Source organism: Deinococcus apachensis DSM 19763 (genome assembly GCF_000381345.1).
GTDB classification, from domain to species: domain Bacteria; phylum Deinococcota; class Deinococci; order Deinococcales; family Deinococcaceae; genus Deinococcus; species Deinococcus apachensis.
The window spans coordinates 21,307-39,198 of the sequence record NZ_KB906420.1; the positions used below are offsets into that span (position 1 = coordinate 21,307).

General features: G+C 68.3%; 17 protein-coding genes and 1 pseudogene. 8 read left to right on the forward strand and 10 right to left on the reverse strand.

Annotated features, from left to right (window positions below):
* Window positions 1-201: 201 nt before the first annotated feature.
* Window positions 202-441 carry a hypothetical protein gene (locus F784_RS26700; RefSeq protein ID WP_019588502.1) on the reverse strand — a complete coding sequence of 80 codons (240 nt, stop codon included), beginning with the start codon at window positions 439-441 and terminating at the stop codon, window positions 202-204.
* A 174-nt stretch (window positions 442-615) separates the two neighbouring features.
* Between F784_RS26700 and F784_RS27365 the strand changes: the two genes are divergently transcribed.
* Together F784_RS27365 and F784_RS0120025 are read left to right on the forward strand one after the other, a co-directional pair.
* Entirely contained in the window at window positions 616-1,008 is a 393-nt protein-coding gene (locus F784_RS27365; RefSeq protein WP_245557966.1) for a site-specific integrase, read from the forward strand.
* Window positions 1,009-1,055: 47 nt separating this feature from the next.
* The gene (locus F784_RS0120025) at window positions 1,056-2,108 is read left to right on the forward strand and encodes a chemotaxis protein CheB (RefSeq protein ID WP_026332612.1); all 1,053 of its coding nucleotides are present in this window, start codon (window positions 1,056-1,058) and stop codon (window positions 2,106-2,108) included.
* Window positions 2,109-2,124: 16 nt separating this feature from the next.
* Here the strand turns inward: F784_RS0120025 and F784_RS0120030 are convergent, their stop codons facing one another.
* Entirely contained in the window at window positions 2,125-3,423 is a 1,299-nt protein-coding gene (locus tag F784_RS0120030; protein ID WP_019588504.1) for a sensor histidine kinase, read from the reverse strand.
* A 262-nt stretch (window positions 3,424-3,685) separates the two neighbouring features.
* Here F784_RS0120030 and F784_RS0120035 point away from each other — a divergent pair, with 262 nt between their 5' ends.
* Window positions 3,686-6,673: a CheR family methyltransferase gene (locus tag F784_RS0120035; RefSeq protein ID WP_019588505.1), complete on the forward strand. Its 2,988-nt coding sequence runs from the start codon at window positions 3,686-3,688 to the stop codon at window positions 6,671-6,673.
* Window positions 6,674-6,701: 28 nt separating this feature from the next.
* Here the strand turns inward: F784_RS0120035 and F784_RS0120040 are convergent, their stop codons facing one another.
* The 3 genes from F784_RS0120040 to F784_RS0120050 all read right to left on the reverse strand — a co-directional run bounded on the left by F784_RS0120040 (window position 6,702) and on the right by F784_RS0120050 (window position 9,506).
* Window positions 6,702-7,739, reverse strand: coding sequence for a chemotaxis protein CheB (locus tag F784_RS0120040; RefSeq protein WP_019588506.1), 1,038 nt, complete (start codon window positions 7,737-7,739; stop codon window positions 6,702-6,704).
* A gap of 499 nt (window positions 7,740-8,238) precedes the next feature.
* Window positions 8,239-8,991, reverse strand: coding sequence for a sensor histidine kinase (locus F784_RS0120045; protein ID WP_019588507.1), 753 nt, complete (start codon window positions 8,989-8,991; stop codon window positions 8,239-8,241).
* Window positions 8,958-9,506 carry a hypothetical protein gene (locus tag F784_RS0120050; RefSeq protein ID WP_019588508.1) on the reverse strand — a complete coding sequence of 183 codons (549 nt, stop codon included), beginning with the start codon at window positions 9,504-9,506 and terminating at the stop codon, window positions 8,958-8,960. Before F784_RS0120050 ends, F784_RS0120045 begins: the two co-directional genes overlap by 34 nt.
* A 261-nt stretch (window positions 9,507-9,767) precedes the next feature.
* Between F784_RS0120050 and F784_RS26450 the strand changes: the two genes are divergently transcribed.
* Window positions 9,768-9,944, forward strand: coding sequence for a hypothetical protein (locus F784_RS26450; protein WP_019588509.1), 177 nt, complete (start codon window positions 9,768-9,770; stop codon window positions 9,942-9,944).
* A 465-nt stretch (window positions 9,945-10,409) separates the two neighbouring features.
* Here F784_RS26450 and F784_RS0120065 read toward each other — a convergent pair whose 3' ends face one another.
* Window positions 10,410-11,228, reverse strand: a complete 819-nt coding sequence (locus F784_RS0120065) for a CPBP family intramembrane glutamic endopeptidase (RefSeq protein WP_019588511.1) — start codon at window positions 11,226-11,228, stop codon at window positions 10,410-10,412.
* A 175-nt stretch (window positions 11,229-11,403) separates the two neighbouring features.
* Here F784_RS0120065 and F784_RS0120070 point away from each other — a divergent pair, with 175 nt between their 5' ends.
* The 3 genes from F784_RS0120070 to F784_RS0120080 all read left to right on the forward strand — a co-directional run bounded on the left by F784_RS0120070 (window position 11,404) and on the right by F784_RS0120080 (window position 13,571).
* On the forward strand, window positions 11,404-11,775 hold the full coding sequence (locus tag F784_RS0120070; RefSeq protein ID WP_019588512.1) for a hypothetical protein: 372 nt from the start codon (window positions 11,404-11,406) through the stop codon (window positions 11,773-11,775).
* Window positions 11,776-12,333: 558 nt separating this feature from the next.
* Window positions 12,334-12,939, forward strand: a complete 606-nt coding sequence (locus tag F784_RS27370) for a site-specific integrase (protein WP_245557968.1) — start codon at window positions 12,334-12,336, stop codon at window positions 12,937-12,939.
* A gap of 38 nt (window positions 12,940-12,977) precedes the next feature.
* Window positions 12,978-13,571, forward strand: coding sequence for a site-specific integrase (locus tag F784_RS0120080; protein ID WP_026332615.1), 594 nt, complete (start codon window positions 12,978-12,980; stop codon window positions 13,569-13,571).
* Between the two features lie 49 nt (window positions 13,572-13,620).
* Here the strand turns inward: F784_RS0120080 and F784_RS27925 are convergent, their stop codons facing one another.
* The 3 genes and pseudogenes from F784_RS27925 to F784_RS27715 all read right to left on the reverse strand — a co-directional run bounded on the left by F784_RS27925 (window position 13,621) and on the right by F784_RS27715 (window position 15,013).
* Window positions 13,621-13,767, reverse strand: coding sequence for an SH3 domain-containing protein (locus tag F784_RS27925; protein ID WP_083939304.1), 147 nt, complete (start codon window positions 13,765-13,767; stop codon window positions 13,621-13,623).
* 481 nt (window positions 13,768-14,248) lie between these two features.
* Window positions 14,249-14,616, reverse strand: a pseudogene (locus F784_RS27375) (endonuclease NucS domain-containing protein).
* Complete coding sequence (locus F784_RS27715) at window positions 14,525-15,013, reverse strand: PDDEXK family nuclease (protein ID WP_342662502.1); 489 nt, start codon at window positions 15,011-15,013, stop codon at window positions 14,525-14,527. Before F784_RS27715 ends, F784_RS27375 begins: the two are co-directional and overlap by 92 nt.
* A 340-nt stretch (window positions 15,014-15,353) precedes the next feature.
* Between F784_RS27715 and F784_RS0120100 the strand changes: the two genes are divergently transcribed.
* Entirely contained in the window at window positions 15,354-16,352 is a 999-nt protein-coding gene (locus F784_RS0120100; RefSeq protein ID WP_019588516.1) for a Gfo/Idh/MocA family protein, read from the forward strand.
* Between the two features lie 179 nt (window positions 16,353-16,531).
* Here the strand turns inward: F784_RS0120100 and F784_RS0120105 are convergent, their stop codons facing one another.
* Entirely contained in the window at window positions 16,532-17,566 is a 1,035-nt protein-coding gene (locus F784_RS0120105) for an alpha/beta fold hydrolase (protein ID WP_019588517.1), read from the reverse strand.
* Window positions 17,567-17,892 lie beyond the last annotated feature (326 nt).

Below are 17,892 nucleotides of genomic sequence, written 5' to 3' on the forward strand. Positions count from 1 at the left end.
GAGAGGAGCGCTCCTCTCCCGATCACTTCGAGCACGTATCGACCTGGGCAGGCCGGAACGTGCCCGGGAGCGGGGGGGCGTGTCTGAACCCCTGCCCGCTCCTGGCGGTACACGCGGTTGGTCTGTTCCCGGTCACACCGTGGCGCTTTCCCCCCGGCTCGGCGGGTCGCTGGTGGAGCGTTGCCGGAAGGCAGGAGGAGGTCACTGCGGCTCGTTCAGGGCGAGGGTCAGGTAGCCGAGCAGGGCCTGGCGCACCTGCTGACGGACTTGCGGGTCGCTTGCCTGCCCGGGAAGGACGGTGTACAGCCCGTCGGCGATGTGGAGGGGGAAGAGGTCGAGCGCATCTTCGCGGAGATTCCCCCCGAGCAGACCCGGGACGCCCTGCTGTTTCGCCTGGTCTTCGAGACCGGGTTGCGAATCGGCGAAGTCCTGAACGTTCATGTCGAAGACACCTGGACCTCACCCGGGGGGACGAACACCTTACGGTGCTGGGAAAGGGAGGGCGGAAGCGAACGGTCCTGCTCGATGATCCCAGACTGGTGAACCTGCGGCGGCGGTACCTGCGAACCCTGGGGTACACGCACGGTCCACTGTTCCAGGCCTCCAAGAACGGGCGTGGGGGCCACTCCGCGACCAGAGCGTGCAGGAACGCTGGCAGGGATTGCTCAGCGTGCCGGGGTCACCTGCACGCTGCATCAGCTTCGCCACAGCCACGCAACGGAACTGGTCAACGGGGGCGTCAGCCTGGCAACCCTTCGGAAACGGCTCGGGCACCAGCATCTTCAGACAACCCTGCGGTACGCCGAGGTGAGTGATCAAACAGCGGATACAGAGGTGCGGCGCTGGCGGCGTCAGCAGTCAGGCCTGTCCAGCAGGAGACGGGGTGGGAAGCGGACAGGCTCTGACGTCCAGGACTGGGATGTTGTGCCTGTGGGGCAGGGTGCGTGCCCATGGGGAGGCCCCCTCATGCCTCCTCCGCTCGTGTGTGCCCTGGCTGAACGTTCGTGAGGCAAAGGCGCACCCAACCGGGCCGCGCCAACGCCGACGATGGCCGCATGTCCCCTGCTCCTATCGTTGTGATCGGCGGGTCCGCCGGAGCGCTCGACCCCCTGCGCGGGCTTGCCTCGAACCTCCCGCGCGACTTCCCCGCCCCCGTCCTCGTCGTGATCCACGTCTCCCCGGACTACCCCAGCCACCTGCCCGACATCCTGGGCCGCTGCGGCCCGCTGCCCGCCCGGCACGCCCGGCACGGCGAGCGCCTGCGGCCCGGCCGCATCTACGTCGCGCCGCCCGACCACCACCTGCTGGTCGGGAAGGACCACGTCCGGCTGTCCCGCGGGCCGAAGGAGAACCGTTCACGGCCCTCCATCGACGTGCTGTTCCGCTCCGCCGCCTACACCCACCGCGCGGGAGTGATCGGGGTGCTCCTGAGCGGCATGCTCGACGACGGCACCTCCGGCCTGTGGACGGTCAAACAACTCGGCGGCCGCGCCATCGTGCAGCACCCCGAGGACGCGCTGTACAGCGACATGCCCCTGAGCGCACTGCGGGCCGTCCACGTGGACTCCATGGTCCCCGCGCCGAACCTCGCCCCGACAGTGCAGCGCCTGCTGCAAGACCCCACGTCCCCCGAGGAGGACCCCCGGATGAGTGACGACGAATGGCGGCGACTCGAACTGGAGGTCGGGATCGCCAGCGAGGACAACGCGTTCGAATCCGGCCTGCTCACCCACGGCTCACCCTCCACGTTCACCTGCCCGGAGTGCCACGGCGTGCTAATCCGCCTCCGGGAAGGCAACGTGCTGCGCTTCCGCTGCCACACCGGGCACGCCTACACCGCCGGGAGCCTTCAGGGCGAACTGCGGGCGTCGGTCGAGGCGAGCCTATGGAACGCGGTGCGCACCCTGGACGAGGACGCGATGCTGCTCGACCACCTCGCCAAGCACCACGAGGAGGCGGGCCAGCCGGAGCGGGCGGACGCGTACCGGCAGGAAGCCCGCGAGGCGAAGGAGCACGCGCGCCGTGTCCGGCAGGACGCCCTGCGGACCGGGCAGATCGGGCAGGACCACCTGCTCAACCCGGGGCACGGGGAGCGCGAGGAATGGTGACCGGGGACGCGCCGCCCTACTCCAGCAGGGTCGGCTGCTTCGGCCACGCCACGAAGAAGGTCGCGCCCTCGCCCAGGCGGCCGTCCGCCCACACGCGCCCCCCGAACCGGGTGCAGGCCCGGCGGACGATGGCGAGCCCGATGCCCGTGCCCGGATAGGCAGACTCCGGGTGCAGGCGTTTGAACACCCCGAACAGCCGGTCCTTGTGACGGTTGTTGAAGCCCACGCCGTTGTCCTCGAAACGCAGGATGAACTCGGACTCGGTCTCCGCGGCACCCACGTGAATCCGCGCCGTCTCCCGGGTCGACGTGAACTTCAGGGCGTTCTCCAGCAGCTTGAGGAACACCAGTTGCATCGTGCCGCTGTCCGCCAGCACGGTCGGCAGGGTGCTGCTGGTGAGCTGCACGGCGCGGCCCTCCATCCGGGGCCGCAGGTCCTTCTCAACCTCGGCAAACACGCGGTTCAGGTCGAGCGGCGTGAGCCGAACGCGCGTCTGGCTGGCCCGGGTGTACTCCAGCAGCGCCCGCGTGAGCTCCTCCATGCGGTCCACCGCACGGGACACGGAATCGGCGTGCTTGACCAGGGGGTCGGGCGCCGCGGAGCGGTCGCGGTGCAGCAAGTTCACCAACGCCGCGACCTGGTGCAGCGGCGCCAGCAGGTCCTCCGAGACGGCCAGCGCGACCGTCTTGAGTTCGTCGCTCAGTTCACGAATCTTTGTGAGACGTTCCGCGACCCGCGCCTCCAGCGTCTCGTTCAGCCGCAGCAGTTCCTCCTGAGCCGCCTTCTCGGTGGTGATGTCCGTCACCGCGATCAGGCTCCCTCCCGGCGAGTACGCTTGGCCCTCCAGCCGCACCGGGAAGCTGCGGCCATCCACCCGTTGCAGCCGCAGTTCGGCCACCAGCCCGTCCTCGCTGGCCAGCAGGCGGGGCAGCAGCGCCGCAAGGGTCGAGCGGGACTCGGGCGCCGTGTACTGCGCGAAACGGCGTCCCAGCAGCCGGGGCCGCTCCACCCCCAGCAGGCGGCCCGCGCGCAGGTTCGCCTCCCGAATCTCGCCGCCCGCGTCCAGGGTGAAGTACCCGACCGGGGCGAAGTCGTACAGCCCGACGTACTTCTCGTGCGCCTGCTGCAACCGCAGGACGGTCTGCGTCAGCTCCTCGTTCTGAAGCTCCAGCTCGATCTGGTGCACCGATAGCTCGTGCCGGAGGACTTCCGGGGTCTCGGGCAGGGGAAGGGCCGGACGGGTCCTGTCCTCCAGTTGCCGCTCGGCAGCCTCGCGCAGGTTCTGGGCGGCTCGTTCATCACTCGTGTCACTCATCGGGGCCTCTGGGAAAAACGGAGAGCATACGGCTCCTCTGAGTTGTGAGTCAAGTCGGGCACGGGGGAAGTGGGGGAAGTATATCAGCTCCCACTTCCCCAAAGGCCCGCCACCGAATGAACTGGACAGCGTATTCCAACTCGGCAGCACGGCACTCCCGGGCACCTTGCTGTTTCTCCCCGGGCGCTAGAGTGGACGCCCTGACTGCCACCTCCGGTCGCGTGCCACGCGCCCCAGCAGTGCCCTCCCAGATTGGAATTTCATGCCAGACGATCAGAACCCCGCGCCCAGTTCGACCCCACTTGGCGGGCCCGAACCCGTCTCCACGCCCACCCTGCCCTCGGCGGTGGTCGGCATCGGCGGGTCGGCGGGCGCGCTCGACGGCTACGAGCGGTTCTTCCTGGGGTTGCCGCCGGGGGGCGGCCTGGCCTTCGTGGTGGTTCCGCACCTCAGCCCGAATGGCGAGAACCTGATGCCGGACCTGCTGCGCCGCTGCACGTCTCTTCCCGTCCTGGAAGCTGAGGACGGCCTGTCCATCGAGCCGGACCACGTGTACGTCAGCCCCGGGGGGGTGAGCCTCGCCATCCGGAACGGCACCCTGCTCCTGCGTGATCTGCACACGGCCCAGGGGAACGTCATTGACGCCTTTCTCGCCAGCCTCGCGGCGGATCAGGGCGAACGCGCCGTCGCGGTGATCCTGTCGGGCATGGGGAGGGACGGCGCGCGCGGCGTTCGCGCGGTCAAGGAGCATTTCGGCCGGGTGCTGGTGCAGGACCCGGGCACCGCCGATTACCCGGCGATGCCCATAAGCGCCATCACGAGCGGCGTGGTCGATCACGTCCTGCCGCCCCAGGAACTCGCGGCCCATCTGCACGGGCTCCTCACACAGGAGCGCCTGCTGCAAAGCGACCCGGGGGCCGCCTCCAGTACCGAACTCCAGAAGGTGCTGGGGCTCGTGAGGGAGCGCAGCGGGCAGGACTTCAGCCGGTACAAGACGGCGACCCTGCTGCGCCGCATCGACCGGCGCATGAAGGGCCTCCGCCTGGGGACCCTCGCCGGGTACCTCGCGTACCTCCAGCAGTTCCCGGACGAGCTGGACGCGCTGTTCGACGACCTCACCATCAACGTCACCAGCTTCTTCCGCGACCCGGAGGCCTTTGACCGCCTTCAGGATCACCTGCGTACGTCTCTCACCCGTGAGGGGCGGGACGGGGAGCCGATCCGCGCCTGGGTCGTGGGGTGCGCCAGCGGCGAGGAGGCGTACAGCGTCGCCATCGTGCTGCACGAACTCACCCAGGAACCCGGGTGGCAGGGACCGGACGCCGTGCAGGTGTTCGCCACCGACATCGACCCGCGCTCCATCGAGAAGGCGCGCCTGGGGCTGTACCCGCGCAGCATCGAGCAGAACGTGACGCCCGAGCGGCTGCGGCGGTACTTCACCCCGGCCGAGGGCGGGTACCAGGTGGGCAGCCGGATCCGCGACACCATCGTCTTCGCCCGCCACAACACCTTCGGCGACCCGCCCTTCACCCGGCTGGACCTGGTGTGCTGCCGCAACATGCTGATCTACCTGAACGCGGAATTGCAACAGCAGATCATGGAGGTGTTCCACTACGTCCTGCAACCCGGCGGGCTGCTGTTCCTGGGCGCCAGCGAGACCATCCCCCCGTCCGACGAGCGCTTCGAGGCCCTCGACACCCGCTGGAAGCTCTACCGGCGTGGACCGGGGGCGGCGGGGCCCCTGCCCGTCGGACCGATGGTCAGCGGCGCGCGCGGGCCGGGGCTCCCCGCTTCGCTTTCGCGTGACCGCCGCCCGACCCGTGGGGGCGACCTGCCGCAGCACGTGCAGCGCCTCCTGCTGGCGCAGTACGCCCCCCCGGCCGTGGTGGTGAACGCGCAGGGGGACATCCTGCACGTGCAGGGCCGCACCAGCCGTTACCTGGAACTGCCGTCCGGCGCGAGCGGCGCGAACAACGTCCTCGACATGACCCGCGACGGGCTGCGCTTCGAGCTGGCCTCCGCCCTGCGCCGCGTGGTCCGGGAGGGGCGCCCGGTCACCCTGCGCGACGTGCGGCACGAGGAGGGCGAGGCGCCGTTGGTGCTGGACGTGACGGTGCAGCCCATCCGCCCCCCGGACGCGCGGGAGGAAGGGGACACGCTCCTGATCGTGTTTCAGGAACGTCCCTCGGACGGAAGCGCAGAAATCACGCCCGAGCAGGTGGATCAGGTCCAGGCCCTGACACGGGAACTCCACCACCTGCGCGAGACCGTGCAGGTGACCCTGGAGGAGAACGTCATCTCCACCGAGGAACTGCGCGCCACCAACGAGGAGTACCAGACGACCATCGAGGAACTCAAGAGCTCCAACGAGGAACTGCTGACCTCCAAGGAGGAACTCCAGTCCGTCAACGAGGAACTCCTCACCACGAACGCCGAGAACCAGGGGGTCATCCACAACCTCGCGCAGGCGCAGGACGACATGAAGAACCTGCTGGAGAGCGCGGGCATCGCCACCCTCTTCCTGGGCAACGACCTGCGCATCAAGCGGTTCACGTCCCAGATTACCCGGGTCATGAACCTGATCCCCACGGACGTGGGGCGGCCCATCGGGGACATCAGCGTGCGGCTGCACGACGTGGATTTCGAGCGGTGCGTCCGGGAGGTGCTCGACACGCTCCTGCCGCTGGAGACGCAGGTGCGGGCTCAGGACGACCACTGGTACCTGATGCGCGTGAGCCCGTACCGCACGTCCGACAACTTCATCGACGGGGTCGTCATCGCGCTGACCAACATCGACGCGGTGAAGTCCCTCGAAACGAGGCTCGACCAGTCGGAGCTGTACTCGGAATCACTGCTGAACAGCATCATCATCCCGATGGTCGTCTTCGACGACGACCTGCGAGTGATCACGGCCAACCGGGCACTGCATGACCTGCTGCGTGTTTCTCCCGAGCAGGTCCGGGGGCAGCGGCTGCACGACCTGGGCAGCCGTCAGCTCGACCTCTGGGAACTGCGGGAGAAGCTCAAGGACATGGTCCTGACGGACGAACCGCTGACCCAGTACGTCATGGACCTCGACGTGCCGGGGGTAGGCGTGCAGAAGACGAAGGTGGAGGCGTGGCCGGTGCTGAACTCGGACGGGATGCAGGCGGTCCACCTCATGACGCTGGAGAACATCACGAAGGTCCTCCAGGCGGCCGCTCAGGAAGGCGGGGACTTCACGGGGGACGCGAGGGAAGCGGAACACTGACCCGCCCCGCGGCGCTCCCGGTCCCCCCTCACTCCCCGTCGTTCTGTTTGAGGCGGGCCGCACTCAACGTCTCGTTGTGCGTGATGGCCTCGAAGAATACGCGGCTGCGGGACTCCAGTTCGCGGGCCCGGCGCTCATACGCCCGCGCGAGCCGGACGTTCCCGTTCGCCTGGAATTCGCGGCCAGTGTTCTCCAGCAGCATGGTGGTTTCCTCCAGGGTGCGCATGGTCTGCCACAGCGTCTCCTCGACGTGCTCGGTCACGGCGGCCAGCAGCGCGTCCCCGGTGTAGGCATGCCCGGTGTGGCAGCGGTAGCGGGTGAACCCGCCCTCCCGGATCTGCACCAGCACCCCGCCGCACTCCGGGCAGGTCTGCGGGGTGACCTGGCCGAAGTCCATGACCCCCTTGCGGAAGGCGTTGACACGCCCCGCGATGCTGACCTCGATCTCGACCCGGCGGCGTTCGTCGTCGCTGACGGTGAGCTCCCACGGGCCCCGAACGGGTTCCGGGGCGAGGCGCACGAGCAGCGCGCTGAGATCGGCGGCGCGGACGATGTGGTCCACCTTGACCTGAGTCATGGCGCTGAGCGGCATGGAGTCGTACTCGGCGTCTGCGGGGTCCTGCACGATCGCCGTGCCGCCGAAGCGCTTGATGGTCCACAGGCCGGAGGTGCCGTCGTCGAGCATGCCCGAAAGCACCACGCCGATGGCGCCCGGACCCTCGCTGTACCCGGCGGAACGGAACAGGGTGTCGATGGCGGGCCGGGAGCGGTTCTCCTTGGGGCCCTGCTTGACCGAGAGGTGCCCATCCTCGACGAGCAGGTGACGGTCGGGCGGGGCGCAGTAGAGGCGTCCGGGCCGGATGGGCTCGCCGTCGCGCGGGTGGGAGGCGGGGAGGGGACCGGCGCCCGTCAGAATCTGGGGCAGGTGGCTGGGGCTGTGCGCGGGGATGTGCGTGACGATGCAGACCGCGGCGGGAAAGTCGGCGGGCAACTCGGCGGCGAGGTCGATCAGGGGTTGCGTGCCCCCAGCGGACGCGCCGATCACGATGAGCCGGTGGGGAAGCATGCCCCCAGGTTACGCTCGCGGCCGTGAGGTGATGCTGGGGAGGGCTTGGTGGACGCCGCCCGTGAGCGTGCGGGAACGGGGCGGATGACGAACGCGTGAGGAGGGGTCATGTGGACGCGCTGGCCTTCCCGCCGGAGCAGCAGGGACCGAAACCGGAGGTGCTGCTGCTCGGCCTCCAGCCGCCGCGCAAGGGCCGCTTGGAGATGCGGCAGGAATGGCGCGCTGCTCCGTATGCACGGCGGCTGGGAAGGGTGCGGCCCACCTCCGTGCTCAGGCCACGCGACGGAGCAGACCCACGCCCGTGCGGTCGGGCCCCTTCAGACCTCGCGCTCCAGCCTCCGGTTCTGGGGGCGTTGAGAACGTTTCCCGGCTTGCCCCGGCGACCGCACGGGGCAGACCGGGCAGGTGACCAGGCGTCAGGACTGCCCGGGTAAAGCGTGGGCCCAGGCGGAACGGTCCGTTCCAGCATCAGGCGGGCTTCTCGGGCGCGCCCCGGCGCTCAGCCCTTCTCAGCCCGCGGCAGGGTGACCCGGAACAGCACGCCCTCCCCCGGGCGACCTTCCGCCCGCACCCGACCCCCCTGTCGCCCGAGAGCCCGGCGCACGTTGGAGAGCCCCAGCCCACCGAACGCCGTGTTCCGGGGCACCGAGTGGTCGAGCACCTCAAACACCCGTTCACTGAGCGCCTCCGGGAATCCCTGCCCGTTGCCCTGGAGGCAGAGCACCACCTGCTCGTCTTCGTGGTGCGCCTCCACCCGGATCACCGGCGGCTGCGCCTCCCAGGCATCCTCCACGGTGAAGGCGAGCAGTTCCATCAGCACCTGCCACATCAGCAGGGCGTCCCCCTGAATCCTGGGGAGCGGCTGGGCGTCCCACCGCACCCGGCGCTCACGGGTGAGCGGTTCGAGGTCGTGCCGCACCTGCACCAGCAGGACGTTCAGGTCCAGGGTCTGGAGGCGCAGCGCCTGGCCCTCGATGTGGGCCAGCGGCCGCAATGCCGAGACCCGTTCGGTGAGCTGCTCGGCTTCCCGCCGGGCCAGCTCGAACAGGCGGCGGGCCCGGGGGTCGAGCTGCGCGCCGAGCGGCCCATCGACCAGCTTGAGGACATTCCACAGCCGCTGCACGGGTTCGCCCAGGTTGTGGGACAGCATGTGGGTGTCGCCGCGCAACTCGATGTTGCGTTCCTCCAGCGTCTCGCGCAGGGCCCGCTGCTGATGGGTCAGGACCGCGCGATCGAGCGCCTGCCCCGCCAACGCGGCCAGGGAGAGCAGGAAGGCCTGCTCGTCGTGGTCGAAGGTGTGCTCGCCGGGCGTTCCAGCGTGAGCATCCCGTGGGCCCGCTGACGACCGGGCAGGGGCACCACGGCCAGGGCGAACGGGGCGTCCGGCGGTTCCACCGGGTGAGCCGGGGCGAGCAGGGGCGGGAGGTCCTGCCCACGGGAGGTAAAGAGGGCCTGGCCTGTCCCGGCGGCCAGGCACCAGGGATGCTGGGTGCTCAGCGAACACCGGGGGGCAACCTCGAACTGCACGTCAGCCTCGCCCAGGGGCCGGACCTGTTCGACCACCATCTGGTCCCAGTCCAGCAGACTGACGCTGCCGCGGGCGGTGGGAAACAGCGGGGAAAACGGCCGCAACAGCGTGTCCACGACCAAAAGAGGGTCGAAGATCGGGGAGAGCGTTTCGGCGAGCTGCCGCAGGTGAGCCGCCCGGGTGCGGGCCAGCGTCAGGGCATCGATGGCCCACGACCCGGACCGACGGTGGGAAGGCACGAGGTCATGCTTTCAGTTTAGGCCTTGGACGTGAGGGGGGACACTGCGGTCCTTGAGCCCCCCCTCACGCCCACCGTGCCCTTCTGCCGGACCAGGCCGAGGGGAGGCGCGAGCGTGGGCCTACAGCCTGGTGGTGACCCTGAAGGTGCAGGGGGACTGGGCGGCGAATGCTCGGTAGGGTGAGGGCGGCAGCCAGCGAACCGTCCTGCCCGTTGGCCCCGAGGTCGAGCAAACGCCGTTCCCGTCGAGTTACTCGGCTCCGTGTACGCCCCGGACATCCTGGACATCGGCCGCCGGATGCTGGCCGCCGCCCGGGAGAACCTCGAGTGGAACCTGGAACAGCTTCGCGACGCCAGGCCCGGAGAGCCGCTGCCCTACGACCCCCGCTTGGGCGTGACCCGCGAGGAGTACGGGCGATTCCGGGACGCCAAACCTTGAGGAGTGGTTTGGCAACATCGACACCGAATTGGCTCGGTCTGCCCGCGGCGGCAGTGCGAAGCCCAAGGTGACGGTGGAGAACATCGAGTCCGGGGCGGTGGATTTCAAGGCGCTGGCCGAGGAGACCTGCCGGAAGTTGCAGAACAGCTTCGAAAAGGGCTAGGCACTGGGCAACGCTCGCAAAACTGGGACGGCGAAAGCCAAGCCTAAGCGGGGTACCCGCAGCAAGAAGTAACCTCACGTCAGACCATGCCCCCGGCAAACAGCCGGGGCTGGTTTATGGCACCTTCCCATGGTTCTTGCGCATCAGAAGCGTTCCGCTAGCGCGCTGCGCGACGGCATAAGGGTGGCGCACCGGGGCTGCGGTGCATCCTCGTGAACTTCCTGATCGGCGCGTGCGCCGAGAGTCCGCTGCCCCTGAGTGTGCCGAGCAGTTCGCCCCCTGCCCGCCCCATGCGTTACCGGTCAATCTCTATGAGCCAAGCTAGCCTGAGGCGACCGTCTGAACACCCAGGCCAACGCCACCATCAGCACCCCCCACAACTCGCTGCGCCACTCCGCGCTGTCCGCCCCCGTCCCCAGCGTCACCGCCGTGACATTGATCGAAAAGTGCAGCAGCACGCACGGCAGCACCCTCCCCCCGCCGCGCTCCCACACCCACGACATCAGGAACGACCACCCCACCACCTCCAGCACATACGGCGCGAACGCCTGCCCGTACTGCCCGGAACCTGTCACCCAGAACAGTGGCAAGTGCCAGGTGGCCCACAGCACTCCCAGCACCACGCTGGTCACCAGCGGCCCGTAGCGGGCATTCAGGCGCGGTTGGGCGTACCCCCGCCACCCGGTTTGCTCCGCCACGCCGAACAGCACGAACGCGAACAGCAGCACCAGCGTGCCGGTGTTCGCGTGCAGCCAGTGTCGGGGGGCGGCCCCACCACTGGCCAGGCTGAGCAGATTGGCTGCTGTCACGAGCAGCGGCACGCTGAGGGCGGAGACGAGCACGACGGGCAGGGGCAGGCGGGCGGGCTTGAGCTGGACGAGCAGGGCGCGCAGGCCCTGCCTTCCCGAGGCGAGAGTGGTGAGGAGGGTGGCGGCAACGAAGGGGCCGAAATCGCCCAGGACGCTGAGCAGCAGTGCAGGGGAGGGTGGAGTGAAGGACACGGGCTGGCGCAGGGCGAGGACGATGCCGAAGCAGGTCCAGGAGAACAGGTAGGTGAGCAGGAAGAAGGGCCAGGGACTGTAGGCCCAAGGACGATAAGGAGAGCGGGTGAGCGCGGACACGCCGCCCGTTGTAGCGCACGTGTTCGCGCGACGCAGCTGACTTTGACGACAGCGCGACGCCCAGGTGGATGCTGGCCTAGGACGACCGGGACTGAGCAAACACGCTTGTGTGCATGAAGGGAACACCGGACCTCCTATGCTGCTTGTCACGGCCCCTCCGGGTTCATTTCCCCCTATGACTTCCTTCTCCCGCTCCTCCCACCCCTACCTCGCCCGCGCCAAGGGCGGTCATGCCGCGGTGCGTTGCAAGGACGCCAGGAATGCCGAGGTCGAGAACGTCTTCGGGCACATTTCCCGGATGTTCGACCGCGGCTCCATCCGTGGGCTCAGGGTCTTCGACTTCGCCCGCCTGCGCGCCCTTCGTGCCCTGACGGGCCTACCGAACTGGGTGGAACTGCACCTGCTGCTGAGCGCCCTCGTGACGCTCCTCCAGCAGGTCGTGCGTCACGAGGACGACGAGACCACCATCGCGCGACAAGCACGACCAAGAACCATCCGGCCCGCAGTGCCCGCCAGGGTGGAGCCCCGACCGGCCGCATCGTTCTGAGCGGTCGAGCGGCTCGTGGTGCTTCTCAGAACGATGTGACAGCCCGTCCCCGCCTCGTCAGCCCCCGCTGACCTGCTCCGCCTCGCGCGTTGAGCCGCGGACCTCACCACGCCGAAGTCTTTGCCCCAGAAAGGCTTCGACCTTGAAGCAGTACCTTACCATCAATGAGCAGGCGACGCGGCACTCCTGGCAGGCCCGCGGAGCAACTCGTCTAAGGGGGCAGATCACGGGCTGCAGAGCGGGGCTCCAAGCCTGGTTGGGGGGAATCTGCTGTGCGTGGAGGACGAGAGGTATCATCCCGCCTGTTGCTCCCCAGGTGGGAGCGGTGACGGGGCTGGGCCGCGCCACCATCGCCTGAGCGAGGAAGAGCGCTGCCGTGGGCATCCGGACCAGCGCGGTGAACACTGGATGCCGAACCGTCACCGCGGGCTTGATCCTGTTCCCGACGCCACCTCAAGTGGGTCTGGGACAGTTCCTGTCATGGCGATTCGAAGGCGACAGGGAGAGGGAACGGTCCACCCGATCATTCTCAATGGCCAGGTGGTGAGCTGGCGTGGCTTGGCGAGCTACCAGGATCCGGAGACGGGGGTGCGCCGCCGCAAGTCGGTCTGCCGCAAGACCCGGGAGCAGGCGGAGCGGGCGTTCAGGCACCTGATCCGTTCCCTCCCCAAGGGGAGATCAGTCCGGCCCCGAACGGCCCAGGAGGTGGCCTGGACCGTGACCGCAGGCCCGGACTCGCTCAGCGCCTACCTGGGCCGCTGGCTGGAGCACAAGCGGCGGAGCGTGCGGCCCTCCACCTACCGGATGTACGTGGCGGGATTGCGCCCGGTCGACGGGCCATTGGGAGAAAGGGAGCTGACGGGTCTGACCGTACTGGACATCCAGACGCTCGTCGATGCCCTGTGCCCGACCCATGGTCCACGTGCTACCGGACGGGCGCTGCACCTGCTGCGGATGGCCCTGAGGCAGGCGGTCCGCTGGCAACTCCTCCCCGTGAACGTGGCGGAGCACGTGGACAAGCCCCGGGTCGAGCGGGAGGAGATGACGGTCTGGACGCCGCAGCAGGCCAGGCGCTTCCTGGAGGTGGCGGCCGGGCATCGCCTGGGGCCGCTGTTCACGCTCGCCCTGAGCACGGGGCTGCGCCGGGGGAACTCCTCGCGCTGACCCGGGAGGATCTCGACTTCGGGGGACGGGCGCTCACCGTGCGGCGCAGCCTGATAAAGGACGAGCGGAGCCGCGACGTAACAGGCGAACCGAAGACCCGGGCTTCCCATCGGCGGGTCGTCCTCGCCCAAGACGTCCTGGAGACGCTACACCTCCACTGGCAACGGGAGCATCACGCGGGACAGGCCCCGCAGAAGACCGCCCCGGTGTTCACGGCCGCGTCCGGCAACCATGTGGAGCAGCGCCACCTGCAGCGCACCTTCGAGGCGCTGCTCCAGGAGGCGGGGGTCCCTCGGATCCGGTTTCACGACCTGCGGCATACGGTGGCGAGCCTACTGATCCGCCGGGGCGTGCCGCCCAAGGTGGTGTCTGATCGTCTAGGGCACCGGAACGTGGCGTTTACCTTGCAGGTGTACACGCACCTCTACGACGACCAGCGCGAGGCCGCTGCCCTGCCGCTGTCCCAGTTGCTATCGGGCAGGCCAGGGGTCGCCCCGGGAAAGGACGTCTCGGGGCCGGAACTGGCCCAGGGTCTGGAGGCCCTGCGGCGCTGGCATGCGGCCCTGACGGAGTTCCTGCGGGAGGCCCCGGAGTGGGCTCAGCGGGTGGCGGGAGATGCGTGGCCACGTTGACCGGTAACGAACGCGTGGCTTCTGGCAACCCGACAGGTGGCTCGTCGGCTTAACGGAGGTACTCCTGTGACGCGTACCCGCTGCGCCCGTTCCACTGCATACGGCACCAGCCCGACGCGCAGGACAACAGACGGACCGCGGTCCCCGAGGGCAGTGTCGCCACCTTGGCTGACTTCGCGGAGGGGCCCGCGCGCAGGTTGAGGTTGGTGGTCGTATGGCGGGTGGTCCCGTCGACAGGGGGTGCTGCGGCCGTGACGGGCGCTGCGACGGGCTGGGCCTGCTCGCTCTTGGGGCACCCGCTGGTGTACCCGAGGTCGCCGCAGACGTACGTGCCGTGGTCGCTCGGGCAGGAATGTCAGCGGTGGCAGCCGTCCCGGTGAGCCTGCGCGGGCGCGAACAGCATGAACAGGACGGAGGCCGCGCCGAACAGGAGCGTTCGTTTCATGCCCCACGGTGGCACGCGTGCATTCGTTTCGTGCGCTACTTTGCCGGGTGACCCAGGACGAACAGGGCACATCGATCGTGGACACCATCAGGGGCGCTTCTCGCTCGGGTATACCTGGACTCGGCCTTGAACCCGTCCTGCTCCGGGCCATGGGCCTGCAGGTTGAGCGGAGCGCCTGACTCAAAGCCGCCGCAAACAGGGCGCTTATCGACCTCCAAGCTTGCCTGGCCCTTCACCAGTGGTCGTCGAATAAGGACTGCTGAGTGTCAGGCGTATCAGGCACGCCGAACGCCTGCACTTCCCGGAACTCGAAGCCCCGTCCTTCCAACTGGAGCCGGGCGGGACCCGTAATCGCTGGGGCCGCCAGAATGCCCCTGACCACCTCTATTCCCACGATCCGCTGCACGGACTGCACGTACCGTGCGAGTTGCGAGACCGCATCCTGGGTCGCTTTCCCCCGCTTGAGCTCCACGACCACAAAGCGCCCTGTGCGTCCTGTGCGTATAGGTCAATGCCCCCGGATTCCACCAGGAGCTCCCGGTCCAGCACCTTGAGCCCGGGTTCGATGAGTTCCGGTTGCCGGGCGAGCATGGCCTGCATCTGGGCTTCGGAGCCGGAGAGTGAATCCTGCTTCCTCGGTGAGTTCCAGGGCTTGGGCGAGATGAGGTTCCAGGAAGACGACGCGAACGAGTTCGGTCGGGCTGCGGCGCGAAGCGAGCAGGACGGCACGGTCATCCTCGACGAGGGCGGTGATCTCGTCCGTCCGGGGTTGCCAGTTCATGGGCTTGACGCCTTTCGGGGCGTGAATCTGAACGCTGCTGTCGCGCTTGAGGAGGACCAGGTAAGCGCCAACGTCCGCCGTGCTCGCTGCACGTCCGTGATAAGTGACCTCGGCCAGTCCGGCGACCTGGACTAGGCAGTCCCGGGTGCGAGTGTGCCGGAGCAGGAACGCAGTCAGTTCCAGGGGAGTGGGGGAGAGGAGCTGCTCGCGAATCACTGCCCTATGCTAGCCACGAACTGAAAACAGCGCTCCGCCCATTCCCACGGGATGGGGCTTCCGGAGTGGGCCTCAGGAACTGGGTGAGGGAGAACGTGCCACAACACATCGCAGAGGTGAACCACATGACTGCAGGGCAGGACCAAATGACCGAAACGTTCCAGATCACGATACGGGACCCGCAACTCTGCCCGAACGAGGACGATGTCCTTCAGAACGAGGCAGGACAGCCCGTTCATGTAGACCGGAGTGTGAGACCAGGACTGCTGCCAGACACCTGGATCGCGAAGCAAGACGGCTTAGCGGGCGAGCTGCGTTCCGGGAATGAGCGGAGGACCAGATGACCAGCCCTGTTCGAGTCGGCGTGATCGGCCTCGGTGCCATCGGTCAGAGCTTACTGAAGGCTTTCACGGCCGAGCCCGAGGTGCAGGTCACCGCAGTGTGCGATGTGGACGCCTCCCTCGCTGAAAGGACCGCCCGCCCACTCGCGGCCTCCGCCTGGACCGACTACCGCCGGATGCTCGACGCGGTCGACCTGGATCTCGTGTACGTGGCCGTGCCGCCTCGGCATCATCACGCCATCGCCCTGGATGTCATCACGGCAGGCAAGCACATTCTGTGCGAGAAACCGCTCGCGCTCACGCTGGCCGAAGCGCAGGACATGCAGCGCGCGGCGCAGGCGGCAGGCGTCGTTCACGCGTTGAACCTGCCTCTGCACGCCGACCCTGGGATCGAGACGTTTCGCCGTCTCGTCGGGGATGGCAGTCTCGGGGTACTCCGCCGCGCGGAGTTGACGCTGGTGTTTCCGCAGTGGCCGCGAGGGTGGCAGCAAAATCCCTGGATTGGCGGGCGGGAACAGGGCGGACCGATCCGAGAGGTCGGCCCGCACCTGCTGCATGTCATCCTGACCACACTCGGCCCAGTCAAGCGGGTGTGGACTCACGCCGAGTACCCTGTGGACGACCTGGCAGCATGTGAGATTGCCGCGCTCGGCACGCTCGAGCTCGTGGATGGGCCCCTGATCGTCGTGTCGTGCCTGACGAACGTGCCGCGCCCGGAACAGGTGAGTCTCACAGTGTACGGCTCCAGGGGCACCGCTGGTCTGGTGAACTGGGCTTCGCCGGTGGCGGCGTCGGGGCAGGCACCGCTTGAAGGCGTGCCGGTCGAGGGAGCACGGGTGCCCTCAGGGGCACGGCTGGTGCGGGCGCTGGTGAGCCGTGTGCGTGGTGGACCCGGGGACTTGGTGGACTTCACCATGGGCGTTCGTATCCAGGCCGTCCTGGACGCCTGGGAGCGCTCGTCATCCACGGGGACGTGGGTGGACGTCGCGCAGGCGTGAACCCCGCTCCCGTCACGTTCGCGCCCAGCTAAGGGGGCCCTCGGTTGGACGTCGGATCGTCTCCTCAAGGACGCCGCCCGAGCGATGGTACAGCTTTGAGTCAGGTCCTCCGCCTGGCACAGAAGGCGGGGAACAACCGCTGAGCAGGCGGCATGATGGGCTCATGTCCCTCGTTGAGGTTAAGTTGCTCCAACTCCTCCATCCGCGAGCCAGGCGCGTACGGCGCTCTTGAGGAAGGCCAGTTCCTCCGGCAGACCCGCCGGACTCCCCGCCCGGTGCCCCCAGATGCTGGGAATGGGCCGCAGTTCCCCCGCTCTCAGGTGCGGCAACTCCGCCGCGTTGTCCGCCACCCGGAAGTACAGGTCGGTCTCCCCCGGCATCAGCAGTACCCGCGCCCGAATCGCCGCCAGCGCCCGGTTCAGGTCCTCGCCGTACCGCTCATTCGCACTGATGTCCCCATGCATCCAACTCATCGCCTGCGCGTAGAGGTTCGCCGCCCGGTAAGAAGCGAACCCCTCCTCCCAGTCCGCCCGCAGGTACGACTCCAAGTCCGGGAAGCCTAGGACCGTGCGGAAGAGCTCCGCGCGGTAGAAGTCCTGGCTCAATCCCCACCCCGCGTAGATATGCGCGAACGCCCGCAAGGCCGCCCGGGGCTCTGCCGAAAAGCGGCCGTGGCCGAGGTGCTCGGGGGCGACCTCCAGCGTCCTGAGCAGCCCGGAGAGAAACACCCGGTTGTGCAGGGCGGTGCGGGCACTCCCGCACACCACGATGGCCCGCTCGACCCGCTCGGGAAACAGGGCGGCCCAGTGGTACGCCTGCATCGCCCCCATCGAGAAGCCGTAAACCGCGGCGACCTGCTCCACCCCGAAGACCTCCCGGAGCAGCCGGGATTGCGCGAGCACGTTGTCGCGCAGCGTGACCACCTCGGGGTAGTCAGGGGTGTCGGCCGCGCCCGAGGAGAGCCCGTTGGAGAACATGTCGGGAATGACGATGAACCACTGCTCGGGGTCGAGCACGCCGTCCGGACCGATCAGCCAGCTCTGGCCGTCGTGGGTGGCGGTGTAGCTGCAGGGATAGACGATGACGTTGTCCCGGGCGGCGTTGAGGGTGCCGTGGGTCTGCCAGGCCAGCCGAGCTCCCCGGATGACGCCGCCGCGCTCAACGTGGAGGTCACCCAGTTCGAACACGCCCTGCTGGACAGGCCAGCCGGTCATCTGGTCCTCTTGGGCTGGGACGGGGAGGGCAGCCAGTCGCGGTTCGTCAGAGACATGGCCTCACCTTACGCCCGTAGGGGATGGGTGGAGGATGCCGTGGGGCTGAGTGGTGAGCTGGCGTCAGCCTGTGTAGGCGCTCAAACTGCTGGACGGTCCAACGTCACGAGCGGAGGGTTGGTGAATGAACGGCACTCACTCAGTTGGGCGTCAACTTTGGTCTGCCACTTTGCTATCTGGAGGATGTTTAAAACAGCGTTCCAATTCCAATCCGTTTTGACACACCTTTCCTGACAGCCCATTAATGGGTCGTCAACTTTGATCTGTCA